This window comes from Roseburia sp. AM59-24XD (assembly GCF_003478445.1).
Lineage (GTDB): Bacteria > Bacillota > Clostridia > Lachnospirales > Lachnospiraceae > Jutongia.
The window spans coordinates 55,459-72,902 of sequence record NZ_QUET01000022.1; the positions used below are offsets into that span (position 1 = coordinate 55,459).

At 48.3% G+C, this 17,444-nt stretch carries 15 protein-coding genes and 1 pseudogene; 2 read left to right on the forward strand and 14 right to left on the reverse strand.

Features of this window, described 5'->3' with window-relative positions:
• Positions 1 to 374: 374 nt before the first annotated feature.
• Together DXA20_RS18450 and DXA20_RS18455 are read left to right on the forward strand one after the other, a co-directional pair.
• A pseudogene (locus tag DXA20_RS18450) lies at positions 375 to 1,403 on the forward strand (proline racemase family protein); the annotation flags it as partial.
• A gap of 42 nt (positions 1,404 to 1,445) precedes the next feature.
• A complete protein-coding gene (locus tag DXA20_RS18455) occupies positions 1,446 to 1,985 on the forward strand; it encodes a TetR/AcrR family transcriptional regulator (RefSeq protein WP_243100640.1) in 540 nt (179 codons plus the stop codon).
• A 6-nt stretch (positions 1,986 to 1,991) separates the two neighbouring features.
• Here the strand turns inward: DXA20_RS18455 and DXA20_RS11460 are convergent, their stop codons facing one another.
• From DXA20_RS11460 to DXA20_RS16505, 14 genes are all read right to left on the reverse strand, one after another.
• On the reverse strand, positions 1,992 to 2,888 hold the full coding sequence (locus tag DXA20_RS11460; RefSeq protein WP_199877073.1) for a DMT family transporter: 897 nt from the start codon (positions 2,886 to 2,888) through the stop codon (positions 1,992 to 1,994).
• 16 nt (positions 2,889 to 2,904) lie between these two features.
• Positions 2,905 to 3,516, reverse strand: a complete 612-nt coding sequence (locus tag DXA20_RS11465; protein ID WP_118560908.1) for a cytidylate kinase-like family protein — start codon at positions 3,514 to 3,516, stop codon at positions 2,905 to 2,907.
• A gap of 262 nt (positions 3,517 to 3,778) precedes the next feature.
• Positions 3,779 to 4,519, reverse strand: coding sequence for an amino acid ABC transporter ATP-binding protein (locus DXA20_RS11470; protein WP_022306708.1), 741 nt, complete (start codon positions 4,517 to 4,519; stop codon positions 3,779 to 3,781).
• Positions 4,520 to 4,529: 10 nt separating this feature from the next.
• Positions 4,530 to 5,204, reverse strand: a complete 675-nt coding sequence (locus DXA20_RS11475) for an amino acid ABC transporter permease (RefSeq protein ID WP_243100639.1) — start codon at positions 5,202 to 5,204, stop codon at positions 4,530 to 4,532.
• A 227-nt stretch (positions 5,205 to 5,431) separates the two neighbouring features.
• Positions 5,432 to 6,292, reverse strand: coding sequence for a transporter substrate-binding domain-containing protein (locus DXA20_RS11480; RefSeq protein ID WP_118560910.1), 861 nt, complete (start codon positions 6,290 to 6,292; stop codon positions 5,432 to 5,434).
• Positions 6,293 to 6,509: 217 nt separating this feature from the next.
• Positions 6,510 to 9,227: a leucine-rich repeat protein gene (locus tag DXA20_RS11485; protein WP_158577221.1), complete on the reverse strand. Its 2,718-nt coding sequence runs from the start codon at positions 9,225 to 9,227 to the stop codon at positions 6,510 to 6,512.
• A gap of 230 nt (positions 9,228 to 9,457) precedes the next feature.
• Positions 9,458 to 10,243: a ZIP family metal transporter gene (locus tag DXA20_RS11490; RefSeq protein WP_118560914.1), complete on the reverse strand. Its 786-nt coding sequence runs from the start codon at positions 10,241 to 10,243 to the stop codon at positions 9,458 to 9,460.
• A gap of 177 nt (positions 10,244 to 10,420) precedes the next feature.
• Positions 10,421 to 11,278 carry an N-carbamoylputrescine amidase gene (gene aguB, locus DXA20_RS11495; protein ID WP_118560916.1) on the reverse strand — a complete coding sequence of 286 codons (858 nt, stop codon included), beginning with the start codon at positions 11,276 to 11,278 and terminating at the stop codon, positions 10,421 to 10,423.
• Positions 11,279 to 11,308: 30 nt separating this feature from the next.
• Positions 11,309 to 12,409: an agmatine deiminase gene (gene aguA, locus DXA20_RS11500; protein ID WP_022305402.1), complete on the reverse strand. Its 1,101-nt coding sequence runs from the start codon at positions 12,407 to 12,409 to the stop codon at positions 11,309 to 11,311.
• A gap of 109 nt (positions 12,410 to 12,518) precedes the next feature.
• Positions 12,519 to 13,478: a D-2-hydroxyacid dehydrogenase gene (locus DXA20_RS11505; protein WP_118560918.1), complete on the reverse strand. Its 960-nt coding sequence runs from the start codon at positions 13,476 to 13,478 to the stop codon at positions 12,519 to 12,521.
• A gap of 6 nt (positions 13,479 to 13,484) precedes the next feature.
• On the reverse strand, positions 13,485 to 15,371 hold the full coding sequence (locus DXA20_RS11510) for an AAA family ATPase (protein ID WP_118560942.1): 1,887 nt from the start codon (positions 15,369 to 15,371) through the stop codon (positions 13,485 to 13,487).
• Positions 15,372 to 15,572: 201 nt separating this feature from the next.
• Positions 15,573 to 16,526: a hypothetical protein gene (locus tag DXA20_RS11515; RefSeq protein ID WP_118560920.1), complete on the reverse strand. Its 954-nt coding sequence runs from the start codon at positions 16,524 to 16,526 to the stop codon at positions 15,573 to 15,575.
• Positions 16,516 to 17,055 carry an RNA polymerase sigma factor gene (locus DXA20_RS11520; RefSeq protein ID WP_118560922.1) on the reverse strand — a complete coding sequence of 180 codons (540 nt, stop codon included), beginning with the start codon at positions 17,053 to 17,055 and terminating at the stop codon, positions 16,516 to 16,518. Before DXA20_RS11520 ends, DXA20_RS11515 begins: the two co-directional genes overlap by 11 nt.
• A gap of 154 nt (positions 17,056 to 17,209) precedes the next feature.
• A partial coding sequence (locus DXA20_RS16505; protein ID WP_207664223.1) for a hypothetical protein occupies positions 17,210 to 17,444 on the reverse strand: 235 nt, incomplete at its 5' end.

A 17,444-nucleotide genomic window follows, 5' to 3' on the forward strand; every position in this document is an offset into this window, starting at 1 on the left:
TATTTATTATATATTTCTATATACTTTATGTCAAACAAAAGAAATGCAAAGTCCGATGGATCATCCCTGTTATTCCCGATCAGAAAACTTCTCCTCAAGAGTGTCTAATCGTGATTTACTAAATCGTGATTTGGCAGTTGTTATACCCGGATTTACGCGAAAAAGGAGGGGGAGATAAGTCACACTGTTCTTTCGTATGTTCTCTATTCCCATAACAAACCGTTATACCATTCATTAAAAAATGTCGTTTCCCCTATGTCACCGTCTGTTTTATAATGATTATAAAGTCAGGCAAGGGTGCAGCTTCTATGCATCTTTGCCTTTTATTTTACAAAAAACTGTCGAATTGAAACATGATATACAGAAAGAAGGGGATTTGCATGAATTGTACCTATAATGAGAATCTTTATGAGCATTCCTTTCGCACGATCGATTCCCACACGATGGGAGAAGCAACACGCATCATATACGATGGATTTCCGGAGCTGCCGGGACAGACTATGATGGAGAAGAAGGAATATCTGATCAGCCATTACGATCACTACCGCAAGGCGTTGATGCTGGAGCCGCGCGGTCACCGCGATATGTTTGGCGCACTGCTGACACCGCCGGTGCATGAGGAAGCGGACTACGGCGTAATCTTTATGGATTCGGGCGGATGTCTGAACATGTGCGGACACGGCAGTATCGGCACCGCCTCCATGCTGGTGGAAACCGGCATGGTCGATGTTTCCGAGCCTTACACCGATGTTGTGCTGGATGCCCCTTCCGGGCTGATCCGCACACGCGTCAAAGTACAGAACGGTAAAGCGAAGCAGGTCAGCATTCTGAATGTTCCCGCCTTTCTCTATAAGGAAAACCAGACGATCGACATTCAGGGCTACGGCATGATCCAGTATGATATTTCCTTTGGCGGTTCGTTTTTTGCCCTGGTTGACGCAGAGCAGATCGGTATTGACATCACGATGGAAAACGTTGACATTCTGTCGGAGCTCGGCATGCTGCTTCTGAAAAAGATCAATGAAACCGTGCCGATCAAGCATCCGTATCTGGACATCACAACCGTGGATCTGGTGGAGTTTTACAGCCATACCGACAAGCCGGAGGCGGACATGAAAAACTGCGTGATCTTCGGCATGGCGCAGGCAGACCGCTCTCCGTGCGGTACCGGAACAAGTGCGAAAATGGCGGCTCTTTACGCGAAGGGCGAGCTTGCCCTGCGCACACCATTTGTCTACGAGAGTGTTACCGGCTCGCTTTTCACCGGGGAAGCTACGAAGGAGGTCGATGTCGGCGGATACCGCGGCATCATCCCTCAGATTACCGGAAGTGCCTATATGACCGGCATGAACACATGGCTTCTTGATCCGGAGGATCCGCTGGAGCTTGGATTTCTTCTGGGTACACAGAAAAAGGCACCGAAAGAGAGTGACCGCAGCCGCATCGTGCGCGCCGCATGGCAATTATTTCATGAGAAAGGATATGATTCTACATCTGTAGAAGATGTTGTGGAGCTTGCCGGCGTGACATCCGAAATCTTCCACCGGTATTTTCAGGAAAAGGATGATCTGGAATACACGCTCGGCGATCTGTTTGACCGCAAATACGCAGACCTGATGGTGCAGATCAACCCACGGCTCAGCCGCTACGAGACACTGCTTTATCTGAACCGTGAGCTTTTCCATCTGATCGAGACGGAGGTTCCTCTTCCTCTTGTGAAACATTTGTATATGGAAGACATCGATACGAAACACAATCTCCTGAATAAAAAGCGATTCTATTATTCTCTGATCCCGCAGATCATTGAAGAGGGACAGGACAAGGGAGAGTTCCGCCGTTCCGAAAATGCCAGAGAACTCGCCGATAATTATTTCTCGCTGGAGCGCGGCATCATTTACGACTGGTGCGTTAAGGACGGAAAAGACAGCCTCGTCCACAAGGGACAGCGGTTACTGCAGATCTTCCTGAAGGAGCTGCTGGCATAAATTTTCTTATTTCTCTGCCGGCTTCATATTGCAAAGCACCAGTGCGCCCAGGATCAGAACCATTCCCGCCACGCCTCCGAGACTCATTTTCTCGTGGAATATCACAATTCCAAGAAGCGTTGCCACAAGCGGTTCAACCGATGCAATGATCGAAGCACGGCCATTTTCCATCGTATTTAAACCATAATTATATAATGTGTACGGAAGCACGGTGCTGATCACGCCGAATACCAGAAAAAATGCGATCATGCCACCGCTGCTGACCGTCACACTCCAGATGCCCGCTCCGTTGATAAACGGAAGCGTGGTCACTGCCGCCACCAGAAAGGTATAAAAAGAGATCGTCAGAGAATGATATCCCCGGTCGATCGCATACCTGGAAAAGATCGAATAAAGTGCATATCCAAGGCCCGAACCAAGTCCGGTCAGAATCCCCGCCGCATTTAATGAGACGGCATCTCCGATGATCCCCGTCACGAAAATACAGCCGACAAATGTCATGACAAGTGCCGTCACCTTCCGAACCGTAAAGCGCTCGCCAAAAAGGATGCGCGACAGAACCATGACAATCGCAGGTGCCGTATAAAGAAGTACGGCTGCCACCGACATGGAGGTCAGGGAAATCGTCTTGAAATAGCAGTAATTAAAGAAAACAATACTGCCTATCCCTGTTCCGAGAAAACACCACAGATCCCGCAAACGGATCCGAAGCAGTTCCCTGCGAAAAAATATCATAAACACAAACATGGCGATCACCGTTGCCATTGCACGTATCGCCACAATATCCATACTCTGCAGCCCTCTTGCGTTATAAACGCGAACAAAGAGTCCCATGGATCCCCAGAGACTCCCTGCCGCCAGAATAGCGGGTACTGCAAATGTTCTTTTTTTCTGTTTTGCCACAAGCATCGCCTCCCTGCTATGCGTCCGGTTCATCATCCTTAAACCGCATCTGTACGATCTCCGCAAGAATCTGCGCAGTCTGTTCCACTCCCAGCAGTCCGCTGTTGATGATCAAATGCTTGTGCGCCGGATCGGACGAACTAAACTTCGCATATCTTTTGTGATAACGGTTTCTCGCTTTATCGACCTCCGTGATCATCTTCTTGGCTTCCTCTTCCTTCATACCGAGAGGTCCTGTACAGTTGGCAAGACGGTCCTTATAAGATGCGTAGACAAACACATGAAATGCATTCGGCTCATCGCGCAGGACATAATCGGAACAGCGTCCTACGATAATACAGGATTCCTTCGCCGCAAGTGCCGTGATGATGCCACTCTGTGCCTGAAAGATCCTTGTCTGACGGTCTGCAGATTCTGTTCCGAGCGGAAACAGCATTTCAAAAAATCCGGAAGTGTCCTTTTCCTCCTCATTACTAATGACGGAAACCGGCAGATCCAGCTTCTGTGATGCCGCCTCGACAATATCTCTATCATAATACTCCACATGAAGCAGCTCTGACAACCGTTTTGCGATCGGACGTCCCATGCTTCCAAATTCTCTTGTGATCGTTACGACAAATTTCTTCATAGTCTCCCTCGATTCTGTGCCGCCGAATCCGGCTTCTTTTCTGTCTGCACCGCGGCACTGGTGCAAACGCCCTGGTTTCGTATTATCGTGTCTGTCCTATTTATCGGACATATGGCATTATTGGTGTCTCTGTCCTATTTATTGGACATATGGCATTATCGGTGTCTCTATCCTGTTTACCGGACATATGGCATTATCGGTGTCTCTATCCTGTTTATCGGACATATGGCATTATCGGTGTCACTGTCCTTTTTATCGGACACTACTGATTTAAGAATCTGGACAGGAATGCTTTCGTACGCTCTTCCTTCGGATTCTCCATAACCTCCTTCGCCGGACCTTCCTCCACGACATATCCGTCTGCCATAAAGATGACGCGGTCTGCCACATCCCTTGCAAATGCCATCTCATGCGTAACGACGATCATAGTCATTCCTTCCTTTGCCAGATCCTTCATAACATTTAACACTTCTCCGACAAGCTCCGGATCCAGTGCCGATGTCGGCTCATCAAATAACAGCGCTGCCGGCTCCATAGCTAGTGCTCTGGCGATCGCCACACGCTGCTGCTGACCACCGGATAAGGTTGACGGCATCACATGTGCCTTGCTCTCAAGACCAACTTTTTTCAGAAGCTCCATACCGATTTCCTTTGCCTCGGCTTTGTTGCGATGCTTTGTCAGAACCGGAGCCATCGTCACGTTTCCGAGTACCGTCTTGAGCGGAAACAGATTAAACCGCTGAAACACCATTCCCACTTCCTCCCGGAACTTCCGGATATCTGCCTTTGAATCGCAGATATTTTCCCCTTTATAAAGAACTTCTCCCGAGGTGGGTGTTTCTAACTGATTGATGCAGCGCAGGAATGTACTTTTTCCTGAGCCGGACGGTCCGATGATACAGACAACCTCTCCCTCGCTGACCTCCATATTAATGTCCCGCAGGACCTCCAGATCACCAAATGCCTTCGACAGATGGTTTACCTTTATCATTGTATTTCCCATATGGCACCTCCTATTTATTGGCAATCCGCTTTTCAACCATCTTCTGTACGATCATCAGGACAGACAAAAGTACCAGATAGAAAATGGCACACACGGTATATCCCGGAATCGTTTTGTAGGTTCTCATAACATAATTCTGCGTCTGTCTTGTAATTTCATTGACCGAAATCATGGACAGAAGTGCCGTGTCCTTTACGGAAATAATAAACTGGTTAAACAAACTCGGGATAATAGAACGAAATGCCGGTGGAATTATAATATGTATCATAATCTGCATCGGATTTAAGCCAAGCGACGCTCCCGCTTCCTTCTGTCCAATATCCACGCTGTCCAGTGCTCCCCGCACAAGCTGTGATATAAATGCACCTGCATTTAATGTGATAACAAGGATACCGGCCAATGTCGGATCCAGCACCACTCTCTCCCCCTTGATCAGTCCGATGATCTCCGGCACCACAAAATATACATACAATGCCTGCACCACGATCGGGGTACCACGCATGATCCATACATAAATATTGGCAATTCCTTTTGCAATCTTATTGCGGCTCTGCAGAGCATATCCGCAAAGAGAACCAAGGACAAAGCCAAACAGTATACCGATCACCGCAATCTCCATGGTGACCTTCAAACCACGAAACAGCATCGGACCAATGGCCTGTAATAATTCAAGATCAATCCCCATGTCCTGCCTCCTTATGAAATCCGGGGCACCTTCAAGCGCCCCGGCAATGTGTATTTACGAAAAAGATAATATATTGGTCTATGCAAAAAAGCGAAGCTTTTTCAAAGGTGAAACTGTAGTACTTCCTGACTGCAAATTTCTATGCGAAAAAGCGAAGCTTTTTCAAAAGTGAAACTGTAGTACTTCTTGACTGCAAATTTTTTGCAGTCTTAGAAGTACTTTTCACCTTATTCGCACCAATCCTTCTTCAGCTTATCGATCGTACCGTCATCCTGCAGCTCCTTAATTGCCTTATTGAACTGCTCAATGATATCCGGATATTTCTTGCAGATATCAAAGGAGAATGCAAGTGCGTATGGTGCCTGACCATTGTAGAACTCATCACCGACAATCTTAAGCTTTACCTCACCGGTCTTAATTGAATAAGAGGTACCCGGTGCATCGTAGATCGTCGCATCTGCCTGACCACCCTCGACTGCCTTATATGCTAACGCCTGAGAATCAAAGTTCTGCAGACATTTCTCCGGAAGCTTTGATGTTGCATATTCGTAAGCGATCGTTCCGGTCTGGACTGCTACCTTATACTTGCCATCTGTCAGGTCATCCACAGACTTGATGTCGTTGTTATCCTTACCAACTGCAACAATGATACCTGCGTCATAATAAATATCCGAGAAGTTCATGACTTCTTTTCGTTCATCAGTCGCACAGAGTGCTGCGGCACCGAGATCGATCTGTCCCTGCGTCAGTGACGTTGTCAGCGGACCATAATCCATATCCTGAATCGTATCATTTTTAATTTTAAATCCAAGCTTATCCTGCAATGCTTTCAACAATTCCACATCAAAACCCTGCAGTGTCTTTCCATCCTCCTTAAAATAAGAAAACGGTGCGTATGTTCCTGATGTTCCAACGGTTAATTCAACCTTACTCAGATCAGTTGTACCTCCCGCCTCAGAACTGCTGCCTGCCCCGGATGAACTTCCTGCATCTGAACTACTTCCGCATCCGGTAAGCATTGTCGCTACCAGTGCACCTGTCATCAATACCGAAATTGCTCTTCTCTTTACTCTTTTTAATGTTTTCATAGTCATGTCTCCCTTCTATACGATGTCTTCTCCTCCGGCTACGATTAATTTCAATGTATGTAAAGAAAAAAACAGACGACGTGCTTACTTTTATAAGCTCCATCGCCTGTTTCAATCCAATTGAAATTATGCACCTATTATAGACAAGGTTTTATCATTTGTAAAGATATACTTTTTTATTACTTCCATAACACTTTGTAATGACATCCCGAAAATGTTATTGCACTTTTCCGGTCGTCACGGACGTCTGCTTGCTTAATCCTTTCTCGCGGAACAGCTCCTTATACTCCTTCATTTTCGCCTTTGGGACGGAAATCTTAACCCTTTTATTGATGCCCTTAAATGCGTTCTCTCCAATATCTGATGCTTTCAGTCTTGGAGAATAAATATAAAGAACTTTGATATTTCTGCAGTTTGCAAATGCTTCTTTTCCAATCTTATCAACTCTGGAACCCAGAGATACCTTTTTCACTCTCTTGTTGCTGCGGAATGCCCGCTCGCAAACCGAAGTAACGGAATAACTAATTCCATTAATCGTTACCTTCGTACCAATCTTTACTTCCTTACGTCCGGAACCCGGACGATACAGTGCAACCTCTGGATTTTTCACTTTGCTGCTTGTCACCTTGAAACGGTAGCCTGCAGAAGAGGTAATGATCTTGCCAACCCTTGCCGGCTTCTTCCGATTCGTCTTCGGAGTTGAAACAGGGGTCGGTGCCGGTGTCGCAGGAGTTTGTGTTGCCTGTACCGTCTGTGTCGGAACAGGTGTCCGGACAGGTGGTACAACCGTCGGAACTGCCGGGACTGTCGGCTCCGGTGTGATCTCCGGCACTTCCGGTTTCTGCGTTGGCACTTCGGTCGGTACCGGCGCATCTGTCGGTACCGGCTCCTTCGTTGGCTCTATCGGTGCAGCGGTTTTCGCTGGCTCACGGGTCGGCTCCATTGTTGGCGCCTCGGTCGGTGCCGGTGCCACCGTTGGGTCTACCGGATTCGGTGTGATTTCCGGTTCACGGGTCGGCTCTGCTGTTGGCGCCTCTGTCGGTGCCGGCGCCATGGTCGGCTCTTCGCTCGGCATGGTTGTCGGCTCCTCCGTTGGTACCGGGGTTGGCTCTTCGGTTGGCATCGGTGTCTCACTTACTCCCGGCGTTGGCAGGGGTGCCTCAGTTGGCTTCGGCTCCTCCGTTGGTTCTGCGGTTGGTGCCACTGTCGGATCCTCACTTGGCATCGGTGCTGTCGTTGGCTCTTCACTTGGCATCGGTGTCGTCGTTGGTTCCTCCGATGGTGCCGGGGCTGTCGTCGGCTCCGGCGTAATCTCCGGTTCACGGGTCGGCTCTGCACTCGGTGCTGTCGTTGGCTCTTCCGTTGGCACCGGGGTTGGTTCCTCGGTTGGCACCGGTGTCTCACTTACTCCCGGCGTTGGCAGGGGCGCCTCCGTCGGATTCGGCTCCTTCGTTGGTTCTGCGGTTGGATCCTCACTCGGAGCCGGCACCGGCTCATCGGTCGGATCCGGTTCCAGAACAGGGATTGTCACATCCTCTATCCCCACCTCATGATATCCGTCCTCATCTAAGAAAAGCTTTCCACAGGCAGAGCAGACAAAATACTGTATATTGCCCGGCTCAGTCTGAGTGGCTTCCTTCTCTTCGACCAGTTCAAGCCGGTGCTGTATCGGAATATACTCACCTTTATACAGAAGATTCCCGCACACACCGCAGTAATAATCTCCGGTATATCCAGACTGCGTGCAGTCTGCCTTCTGCTCATCCTTAAGCTCCCGCATATCATTAGGATGCTGACAGTAATCTTTCCATATCTCTACATCCTGATATATGTTCGCATAATACTCTGCATTGTCACCCACATATTCTGCGGTGGCTTCATACCAGTTTCCAAACGGAAGTACAAGATCTGCATCTTCATCCTTCCATTTCCATCCTTCCGGAAGTGGTACTTCTCCCACAGTGCTGACGGTGTACTCAACATATTGTATTCCATCCGGTCTGTTCGGAGGAAACATCTCCTCAGAATATCCGACACGCACGGTAAAATCAAAGCTCATACCTATTCCACAGTCATAGGTATAAATGATCCGATCCCCAAGCTGCAGATCCGTCAGCTTATAATCGGAGCCTTTCAACTCATCAAAAATATCCGTTCCGCTCTTTCCGGCTTCTGCCTGTTCTTTTGTCAGCTTCACGACCTTCTGAATCTTTCCGGTATCAAAATCCGGAAACATTTCCGGATCCAGAAAGTCAATATTTTTCTGTGTTAAATAGGTAACATTATTCTCACAGTTAATCTGAGTTTCAGATGCGTCCAGGCTTTCCGGGAATTTCAGGCTTGTAAGACTGCATTCATCGCAGTACAATCTGATAGAAGTCCATTTCTCATTAAATTTTAATACCTTGAGCGGATTGCCCGTACAGTTAAGCTGGTCCAGGTGATCCAATCCACTCACATCCAACACTTCGATCTGATTGTAATTACATTCTATCAATTCCAGCTTACAGTCCTCTCCAAACCGGATAGATGTAATCTCATTATCATCACAATAAACACTGGTCAGATTAGGGAACATCTGCAAATCCAGTTCTCCGCTGATATTATTCAATCGGATATCCAAAGACTTCAGATTCCGGAAATACTCAAGCCCCTTCAGATTTTCCAGTTTATTATATATTGCTTCCATTTCTTCAACGGCATCCAGCTCACTTTGTGAAAAATAACCGTCATCGTTCTTATCAAATCCACTTTCTTTGAGATAATTTCGCAGGTTCTCATCCGGAAAATTCTCCTTATCAATTGCAACACCTTCTTCTGTCTGCTCCGCTGCATAAGCCATATTCTCCGGCAGCACACCGCTTGTGCAGATCAGTGCAACGGCAGTAACAACCGCTGTCAGCCTCTTCCGGTGACGTTTTCTCATTCCTTTCATACACATTCCTCCATTCTTGTTTCAATTTTCATACTTTTTCCTTTAACTCTCCGAAAATACACGGCATTTTCAAACGCCTTCTCCTGCGTTTATGCAAAATAAGGTGTATTTTACATCAAATATAACAACATTTATATAATAAGTCAACTAATCAAACGGCTAGTATGGAGTAAATTATCCCTTTCAGCACACCGATTTCATGCGAAATATCATCTGTATCACCCCGGACTTCACCCCAGTGCCACATCAAGCACCATCATCAGAGCAAACCCCAGCGCCGCCCCAATAGTTCCGATGTTGCTGTGTACCCCGTCCTGACATTCCGGAATCAGTTCTTCGATCACCACATACATCATGGCTCCCGCTGCAAATGCCAGAAGATACGGAAGCACCGGAGAGATCGCCCCCGCGATCAGAATTGTGATAAAGCCACCCACAGGCTCCACAATCCCGGACAACACACCGCACACAAAGGCTTTCCTGCGACTCATCCCCTCTCCGCAAAGTGGCAGCGAAATGATCGCCCCCTCCGGAAAATTCTGGATCGCAATACCAAGCGCCAGAGCAAACGCTCCCGCCACCGTGATCCCCGCCCCCTTCATCATACTGCCCGCATACGCAACCCCGACCGACATTCCCTCCGGGATATTATGCAGCGTCACCGCAAAAAGCATCATCGTCGTTTTGGACAGGCGCGGCTGTCCGGCGTGAAGCCCCTCCGGCTCACTGCTTTTCAAATGAAGATGTGGTATCACCGTATCTAACACAAGCAGAAAACCAATGCCGAGCAAAAATCCTGTCACCGCCGGCAGCCACGCAAGCTTCCCCTGTGCCTCTGTCATCTCGATCGCCGGGATCAGCAAAGACCATACAGAAGCGGCGATCATCACTCCCGCCGCAAATCCAAGCAACAGCTTCTCAATTTGCGGTGCAATCTTATCCTTCATGAAAAATACCATCGCCGCCCCAAGAGATGTCCCCAGAAACGGAATGCTAAGTGTAATCAGTTCAGACATTCTTGTCTCCTTTCTGTGTTCCTGCAAATATAGAATCTGCAGGGTTTCAGACAAAATATCACATATTGATTCTATCTTATCTTTATCTATATGCAAAAACAAAAACATGGCGATAGTTAGTCGTATCTAACTATCGCCATATTGTAGCATATAACCTTTAAAAAAGCAAAATTCCTTCTACCTGCCGTGCGTTGTCAGTATCCCATACATTTCCGGTCGTCTGTCTCTCCACACCCCCCAGGATCTGCGGTACTCCTCAATCTCATCCAGATCAAAGCTCTGCACAAGAACCGTCTGACTTTCCCGATCCGCCCCCTGCAGAATCTGACCGGTGTGATCCGTGATAAACGAGGATCCATAGAAGGTCATACTCGTCTCGTCGGTCTCCGTGCCAATGCGGTTTGATGCGATGACCGGCATGATATTTACCGCCGCGTGTCCCTGCATGCATCGTCTCCAATGCGGCATGGAATCAATCGTCTCCACCGCCTCACTGCCGATCGCTGTCGGATACATCAGAATTTCCGCGCCCTGCAGTGCCATCCCTCTTGCTGTCTCCGGGAACCACTGATCCCAGCAGATGCCTACGCCGATCGTGCCAAACTGCGTTTTCCAGGCACGAAAGCCTGTGTCTCCCGGCGTGAAATAGAATTTCTCTTCATATAATAAGGAATGCGGAATATGCGTTTTGCGGTAAACGCCCGGAATGCTTCCGTCCGCATCGATCACTGCCACGCTGTTGAATGCGGTGTTGCCCGCCTTTTCGTAAAAGCTCACCGGAATGACAAGCTCCTTCTGCTTTGCCATTTTCTGAAAATATGCAATCGCCGGATTTTCTTCCACTGTGGTTGCAAGCTTCAGATATTCCGTACGCTCCTGCTGACAAAAGTACGGTGTCTCAAAAAGCTCCTGCAACAGAACAATGTTGGCGCCCTTCTGTGCCGCCTCCTCAACAAGACCTGCTGCCCGCTCCAGCGTCTCCTCACGATCCCATGTACATGCCATCTGCGTTGCCGCTACTGTTACATTTCTCATTGTTAAAACCTCCTTGTCACCACATAGATTTCACCTGCACTTCGGCTGTTGCATCGTAATGCAGTGAATATTGCCACCGCCATATACGATCTCGCGCGTATATACGCCAATAACCTCTCTCTCCGGAAAGATCTCCTGTATCTGTTCCAATGCCAGCGCATCATTTTCATCTCCATACTGTGGCACGATCACCGCACCGTTTGTGATCAGAAAATTCAGATACGAAGCAATGCAAAGCTCGCCCTGTTCACGCGGAATCGTGCCCGGCATATGATCGATCCGGAAATCATCGCCGATCTGCACCGGTTCTTTCGGACAGCAGACCCGGTGCACCTTCAGTTTCCTTTCTTTGGCGTCCGTCATCCCGCAAAGCTCCCGGTAACATTGCTGTGCCGTCTCATAAAACGGAGAGGACTCATCCTCCGTATAAATACATGCCACCTCGCCCGGGCGCACAAAGCAAGCTACATCGTCCACATGACCATTCGTTTCCTCCGGGTCAATGCCGTCCGAAAGCCACAGCACTTTGTCTGCCCCCAGATAATCACACAGCGTTTCCGCAATCTGCTCCTGCGTCATATGCGGATTGCGTCCTCTGCTCAAAAGACACATTTTCGTTGTGAGTACCGTCCCTTCCCCGTCCACATGAAAAGAGCCTCCCTCCAGCACAAAATCCGGCAGGCGGTAATAGTCTGCACCGATCATCTCACAAACCTTTCCGGCAATCTGATCATCTTTATCCCACGGAAAATAAAGACCATCTACAAAACCTCCCCACGCATTAAACCTCCAGTCACAGCCCCGCAGCAAGCCTTCTTCGTTCACCACAAAAGCAGGCCCCATATCCCGCATCCATGCATCATTGCCGGACATCTCCACCACCTGAATATCGGACGGCAGCTTCTCTCTGGCGTTTTGATACTGATCTCCATTCACACACATTGTCACCGGCACAAATCGACTGATCGCCTTTGCCACCTCTGTATACGCCTCCTGTGCCGGCTTTGCCCCATCCCTCCAGTTGTCCGGTCGCTGTGGCCAAAGCATCCAGACACGTTCCTGCGGTTCGAATTCTGCCGGCATATGAAAACCATCTCTCGCCGGGGTTGAGTTATAAATCGTCTCCGCCATAATATCCCTCCGTTCCATACAGATTTCTTATATACGAAAAGAGGCACATTCCATATCAGAAATGTGCCTCTTCGCATCTATGTTTATGAGTATAACATATCTTATCCAATTACGCCACCACATTTACCGGCGCCCCATCAAGAAAGCTGCGTACATTCTCCGACGCAATATCGATCAGACGTCCTCTCGCCTCCTTCGTCGCCCATGCAATATGCGGTGTGATCACACAATTATCGCAGGAAAGCAGCGGATTATCCGGCTGTGCCGGTTCCACAGATACGACGTCCACACCCGCACCGTAAATCTTCCCGCTCTTTAACGCCTGCGCCAGATCCTTCTCCACGATCGTACCGCCACGGCTCGTATTGATCAGGATCACGCCATCCTTCATCTGCGCGATCGTCTCCGCACAGATCAGATCCTTTGTCTCCTCATTGAGCGGACACGCAAGAAAGATCACGTCCGACTCCCGCAGAAGCTGTTCTCTCGCCACATACTCTCCGATGGCTTTCCCTTCCTCCGTCGCATGCGAACCGCAGGTGATGACCCGCATGCCAAATGCCTTCGCCACACGCCCGATCGCCTTGCCGGTCTGACCAAAACCAATGATGCCCGCCGTCTTGTGATCCAACTCCACCAGCGGATAATCCCAGAAACAGAAATCCCGTCCTCTGCTCCATCTGCCACTGTGCACCTCACTGCTGTGGTGCGCCACATGGGAACAGATTTCCAGAAGCAGCGCAAATGCCTGCTGTGCCACTGCCTGTGTGCTGTAGCCCGGCACATTGGTAACCGTGATCCCGCGCTCTGCGGCTGCTTTCATATCAACGACATTGTAGCCGGTCGCAAGCACGCCGATATAACGAAGCTTCGGACAGACCTCCATGATCTCCTTCGTAATGACCGTTTTATTGGTCAGCGCAATCTCACAATCCTGCAGACGTTCCACGACATCCTCCGTCTGATTCTTTGTGTACTCATATACGGTCAGATCTCCAAGTATCTTAAGCTTATCCCAGTTTAAATCACCCGGATTGCTTGTATAGCCATCTAAAATCACAATTTTCATAATAAATCAACCTTCCTTTCTCTCTTCATAGGCACAGGCTACCTTCTTGCCGCAAAACGCAATCCCGAAGAATCCGATCTTCGTGATGCCACGATACTCCATCTCTGTGCTGTACTGCTTCTCCCTGATCTGGCTGACCGCCTTCCCCGCAGTGTCAGAAAGTGCCTGCTCGGAAAGCTCCTTACCTGCCTTAAACTCGATGATATAGCCCATCTGCGTTCTGTCCCGCGGCTCAAGCTGTACATCAAACCGCCCCTCCCCGGACTCCCGGTTCGAAGAAATATAATACCGGTCCGACAGGATCGCAAGCATCCCAAACACCGTACCGGGATAAAAGTTCTCGCTCGCCGTGTCAAAGGTGCTGGCAGACTGCATCAGATAGGTCTGCAGCGTATCGGTAAAAAGCGCCGTATCGCCGGTTCGCAGTGCCACCTCGAAGTTTCGCAGGATCGATCCGCTGAACAGCTGGTTGTAACTGTCGAGGATCTCCTTCATGAACACGCTCTTGATCTCCCGGTTCGGAATCGCAAGCGAGCAGATCGGATTGTCATTCCACTCACTGATCACCGAGGTCACGCGCAGATATCCCGCCACCAGCAGGAAGCTGCAGATAATATCCGGATCACTGTTGACCTCCGGATAAATAATGTCCGTGTCAATGATCGCCTGTATCTCCTCCCCCTGCAGAAGCAGAGACAAATTCTGATACAGCTCCTTTCCGGCTCCGCGGATCAGCTCGCCAATGATCTCATTGCCGCTCGTCCGTGACCAGAACGCCTTCGGCTTACAGTTATTATTAAAGTAGTTGATCACAGACCACGGATTGTACACCTCCGTCTCACCAAACACATAGCCGTCATACCACTCACGGATCTGCTCCAGCTTCTCCGGCACCCCGTAATAAGCCGCCATCTGTGCCGCCTCTTGTCCGGTAAACCCGAAATACTCCGCATACTTATCATCAAGGATCGTATTGACAACCAGATTATTCAGTCCGCTAAACAAACTCTCCTTGGCGATCCGAAGGATACCTGTCAGAATACCAAACTCAAGGTTCTCATTATCCTTTAATGCAGAGGATAAGAGATTGCGCATAAAGCCGATCACCTCATCGTAGTAATGATGCAGATGCCCCTGCTGGATCGGCGTGTCATACTCATCAATGATAATGATCGTCTTGCTCTGATAACATGTCGTCAGCATCGCAGAAAGCTTGCCGAGCGCATACTGATAATCCGTGATCTCCGCCTTATCCTCTGTAATGTTCTGAAAGAAGCGCCTGTCGTACTCGTTCAGTGCATCCGACTCCAAAAGCTCTCTGTGACGCACAAACTCCTCGCGCAGCGTAAAGCAAAGGCTCTTATACATCGCCTCCCAGCTCGTCTGATGCGCATCCTTAAAGGAAAGAAATATCACCGGATACTTTCCCTGAAGCTTCCGGTACTTCTCTCCACAGAACCATATCTTCTTGTCCGTGAAATAAACAGAGGTATCCTCTGTGCTCCGCTCAAAAAACGTCCGTACCATGTCCATCATCAGCGTCTTGCCGAAACGTCGTGGTCTTGTAAACAAAAAGACCTTGCTGTGGTCATCGATCATCTGGCGCAGCAGCAGGGTCTTGTCTACATAATAGCACTCGCTGACCACCTCCTTATAGGAAGTGATCCCCACCGGGCATGGCAGCGGACTGTCGCCGTGCTGCTGTGTGCGCACTGTATATGATGCCTTCTCCCGCAGGAAATCCGGCTTCTTAACATCCGACGGAATCATCCAGAATCTTCCCGCCTTATATGCTCCCTCCAGGGAACCGTCCGCACATAACTGATTCACACGTCTCGGGGTAATTCCCCACTGATCCGCCAACACCTTCGCCCGAATAATATCCTGTCCCATACTCACGCCCCCATTCATCAATGCCGCCATACAATGACCCATATCGCATCATCGCATGACGGCTCTCTTAGAAAGTGTTCCTGTTCTCCACGTTTCCCAAACAATTTCTTTTATTTTCTATATTATAAATTGTTTTCGGGAAATTTACAAGAAATATTTTGGCGTTTTCGGGAAATTTCGGGAAATTTCATTTTGTTTCCCTTATCTTCTTTCAAAGGTTACGAAAACTCTTTTTACATCGTCTAAGATATTAAACTTTTCCGACAGGCTCGGATAGATATCCGCAGCGGCTTTATAACTTATCACTTCGTGCTTTACAACTACTTTAATACTCTCCGATTTCTCAGTAGAATCTTCTTTGTAGTTAACCTTGCAGGTAATCTGCGGATCATTCATGATCTTGTTCTTCGTCTCCGCCACAACTGCCATCTCCTTCTCACCCGTATTTATCTCCTCGGTCCAGAGATTGTCATATAATTCATCGGACACCTTCTTCGTGTCACAGATTTCTACAGAGACACCCTTACGGTTCTGATCCTTTGCTGAAACAGTGTAGGATTTATAATACTTTTCCGTCATACCGGGCTGATTCCCGGTCGTATTGAAGTTCTCAATAAATCTGTCCGATGGCTTATATTCTTCTCCATCGATCACATAAGACATTTTCTTCGGTGTGACAATGCGGAAAAATCCTTTATCAACCGAATAGGTGATCGTGTCCATTTTCTTTCCTTCACAGACTAACGGCGTTTCCACAGCATAACTGACAACCTTGTCCTTATCATTACCGGCCCAGGATTCTCCCTGACAGTCGGACGGATATACAATAAGCTGCTTCTCCCCCTGTTTCAGTTCCTTCGTCTCGGCAGCCTTTACCTTTACCACAAAGCCACTCCCCGTATTCTGTGCTTCCTTTGTCGTCGCAGGTGTGTCCGTTTTATGGGACATGTTATCAAATATCCTGTCCGGCAGATTTCCGAAGCCGATCCCTGCCACAAGTGCCGCACACGCTACCAGTGCAACCGCAGGCTTAAAATAATTTTTCTTTTTCATCATAGGTCTTCCCTCCATTTCATAATTGACTTTTATTTCTTCATCACTTACGGTTGGAGTAAGGGCATGTTGTAAAATCTGATCTAATTCCTTATCCTTCATATTTAACAACCTCCAATTTTGTTTTCAGAATGTCCTTCGCCTTGCGCATCCTGCTTTTCACTGTGTTTTCCGGAATCTGCAGACAGTCCGCGATCTCCCGTATCTTAAGCCCTGCAGAATAATACAGGTAGATGACGGTACGGTATTTATCCGGCAATGCCTGCACCTGTCTCTGTACAAGCTCCGTCATCTCCTTCTGTAAAAATGTTTCCTCCGGATTATCCGCCGGACGTCCTGCCATCCGGTCCCCAGCGTCCTCCATATGCTTTTCGTAACTTTCAAACGCTGCGATCCTGCGTCTCCAGGCAAATTTCCTTCTCTTGTTTTTCCACATAAGAATGGAAACAGAAAGTGCGTAGCTTTTCAGAGAATCATTCTTATTCAATTGGTTCGCCTGCTCCCACAGCTTTAGCATTGTGTCCTGATAAAGATCGTCTCCCTCTGCTGTTCCCCCTGTGTTCATTCTGCAGAATCGGAGAATGTCCTTTCCATTCTCGGACACAAACCGGTCAAATTCCTGTTTTGTCACTTATCTATTCCTTTCCTCTCACCTTGACGTCTCGGTAGAACCCTTACACTCTCATATTGTAATAATTCCCGGAAAAGTTCTCGAATTTTAAATTTTTTGAAATAAGTTTTTCTGAAATAAAAGATGACCCATTGTTTCTAAGTCTTCCCATACCTCAAATTAATGTATGCCCATAATATTTCCTATGTCCGGAAAATAAAATATCAATTTTGCCTGAGAAATCACTTGATCCGTGAACTATGACTAAAAAATTGGCGCAGATCAGTAGGATTTCCGAAAAATCTTTGCTTTGCAATGCTTTGATAAATACGCATCCGCACGACTGAGCCCCATAGGTGGGCTCAGCTATTTCGGACGGCACGCTCCCGCTACCACTGCACCACGCAGCG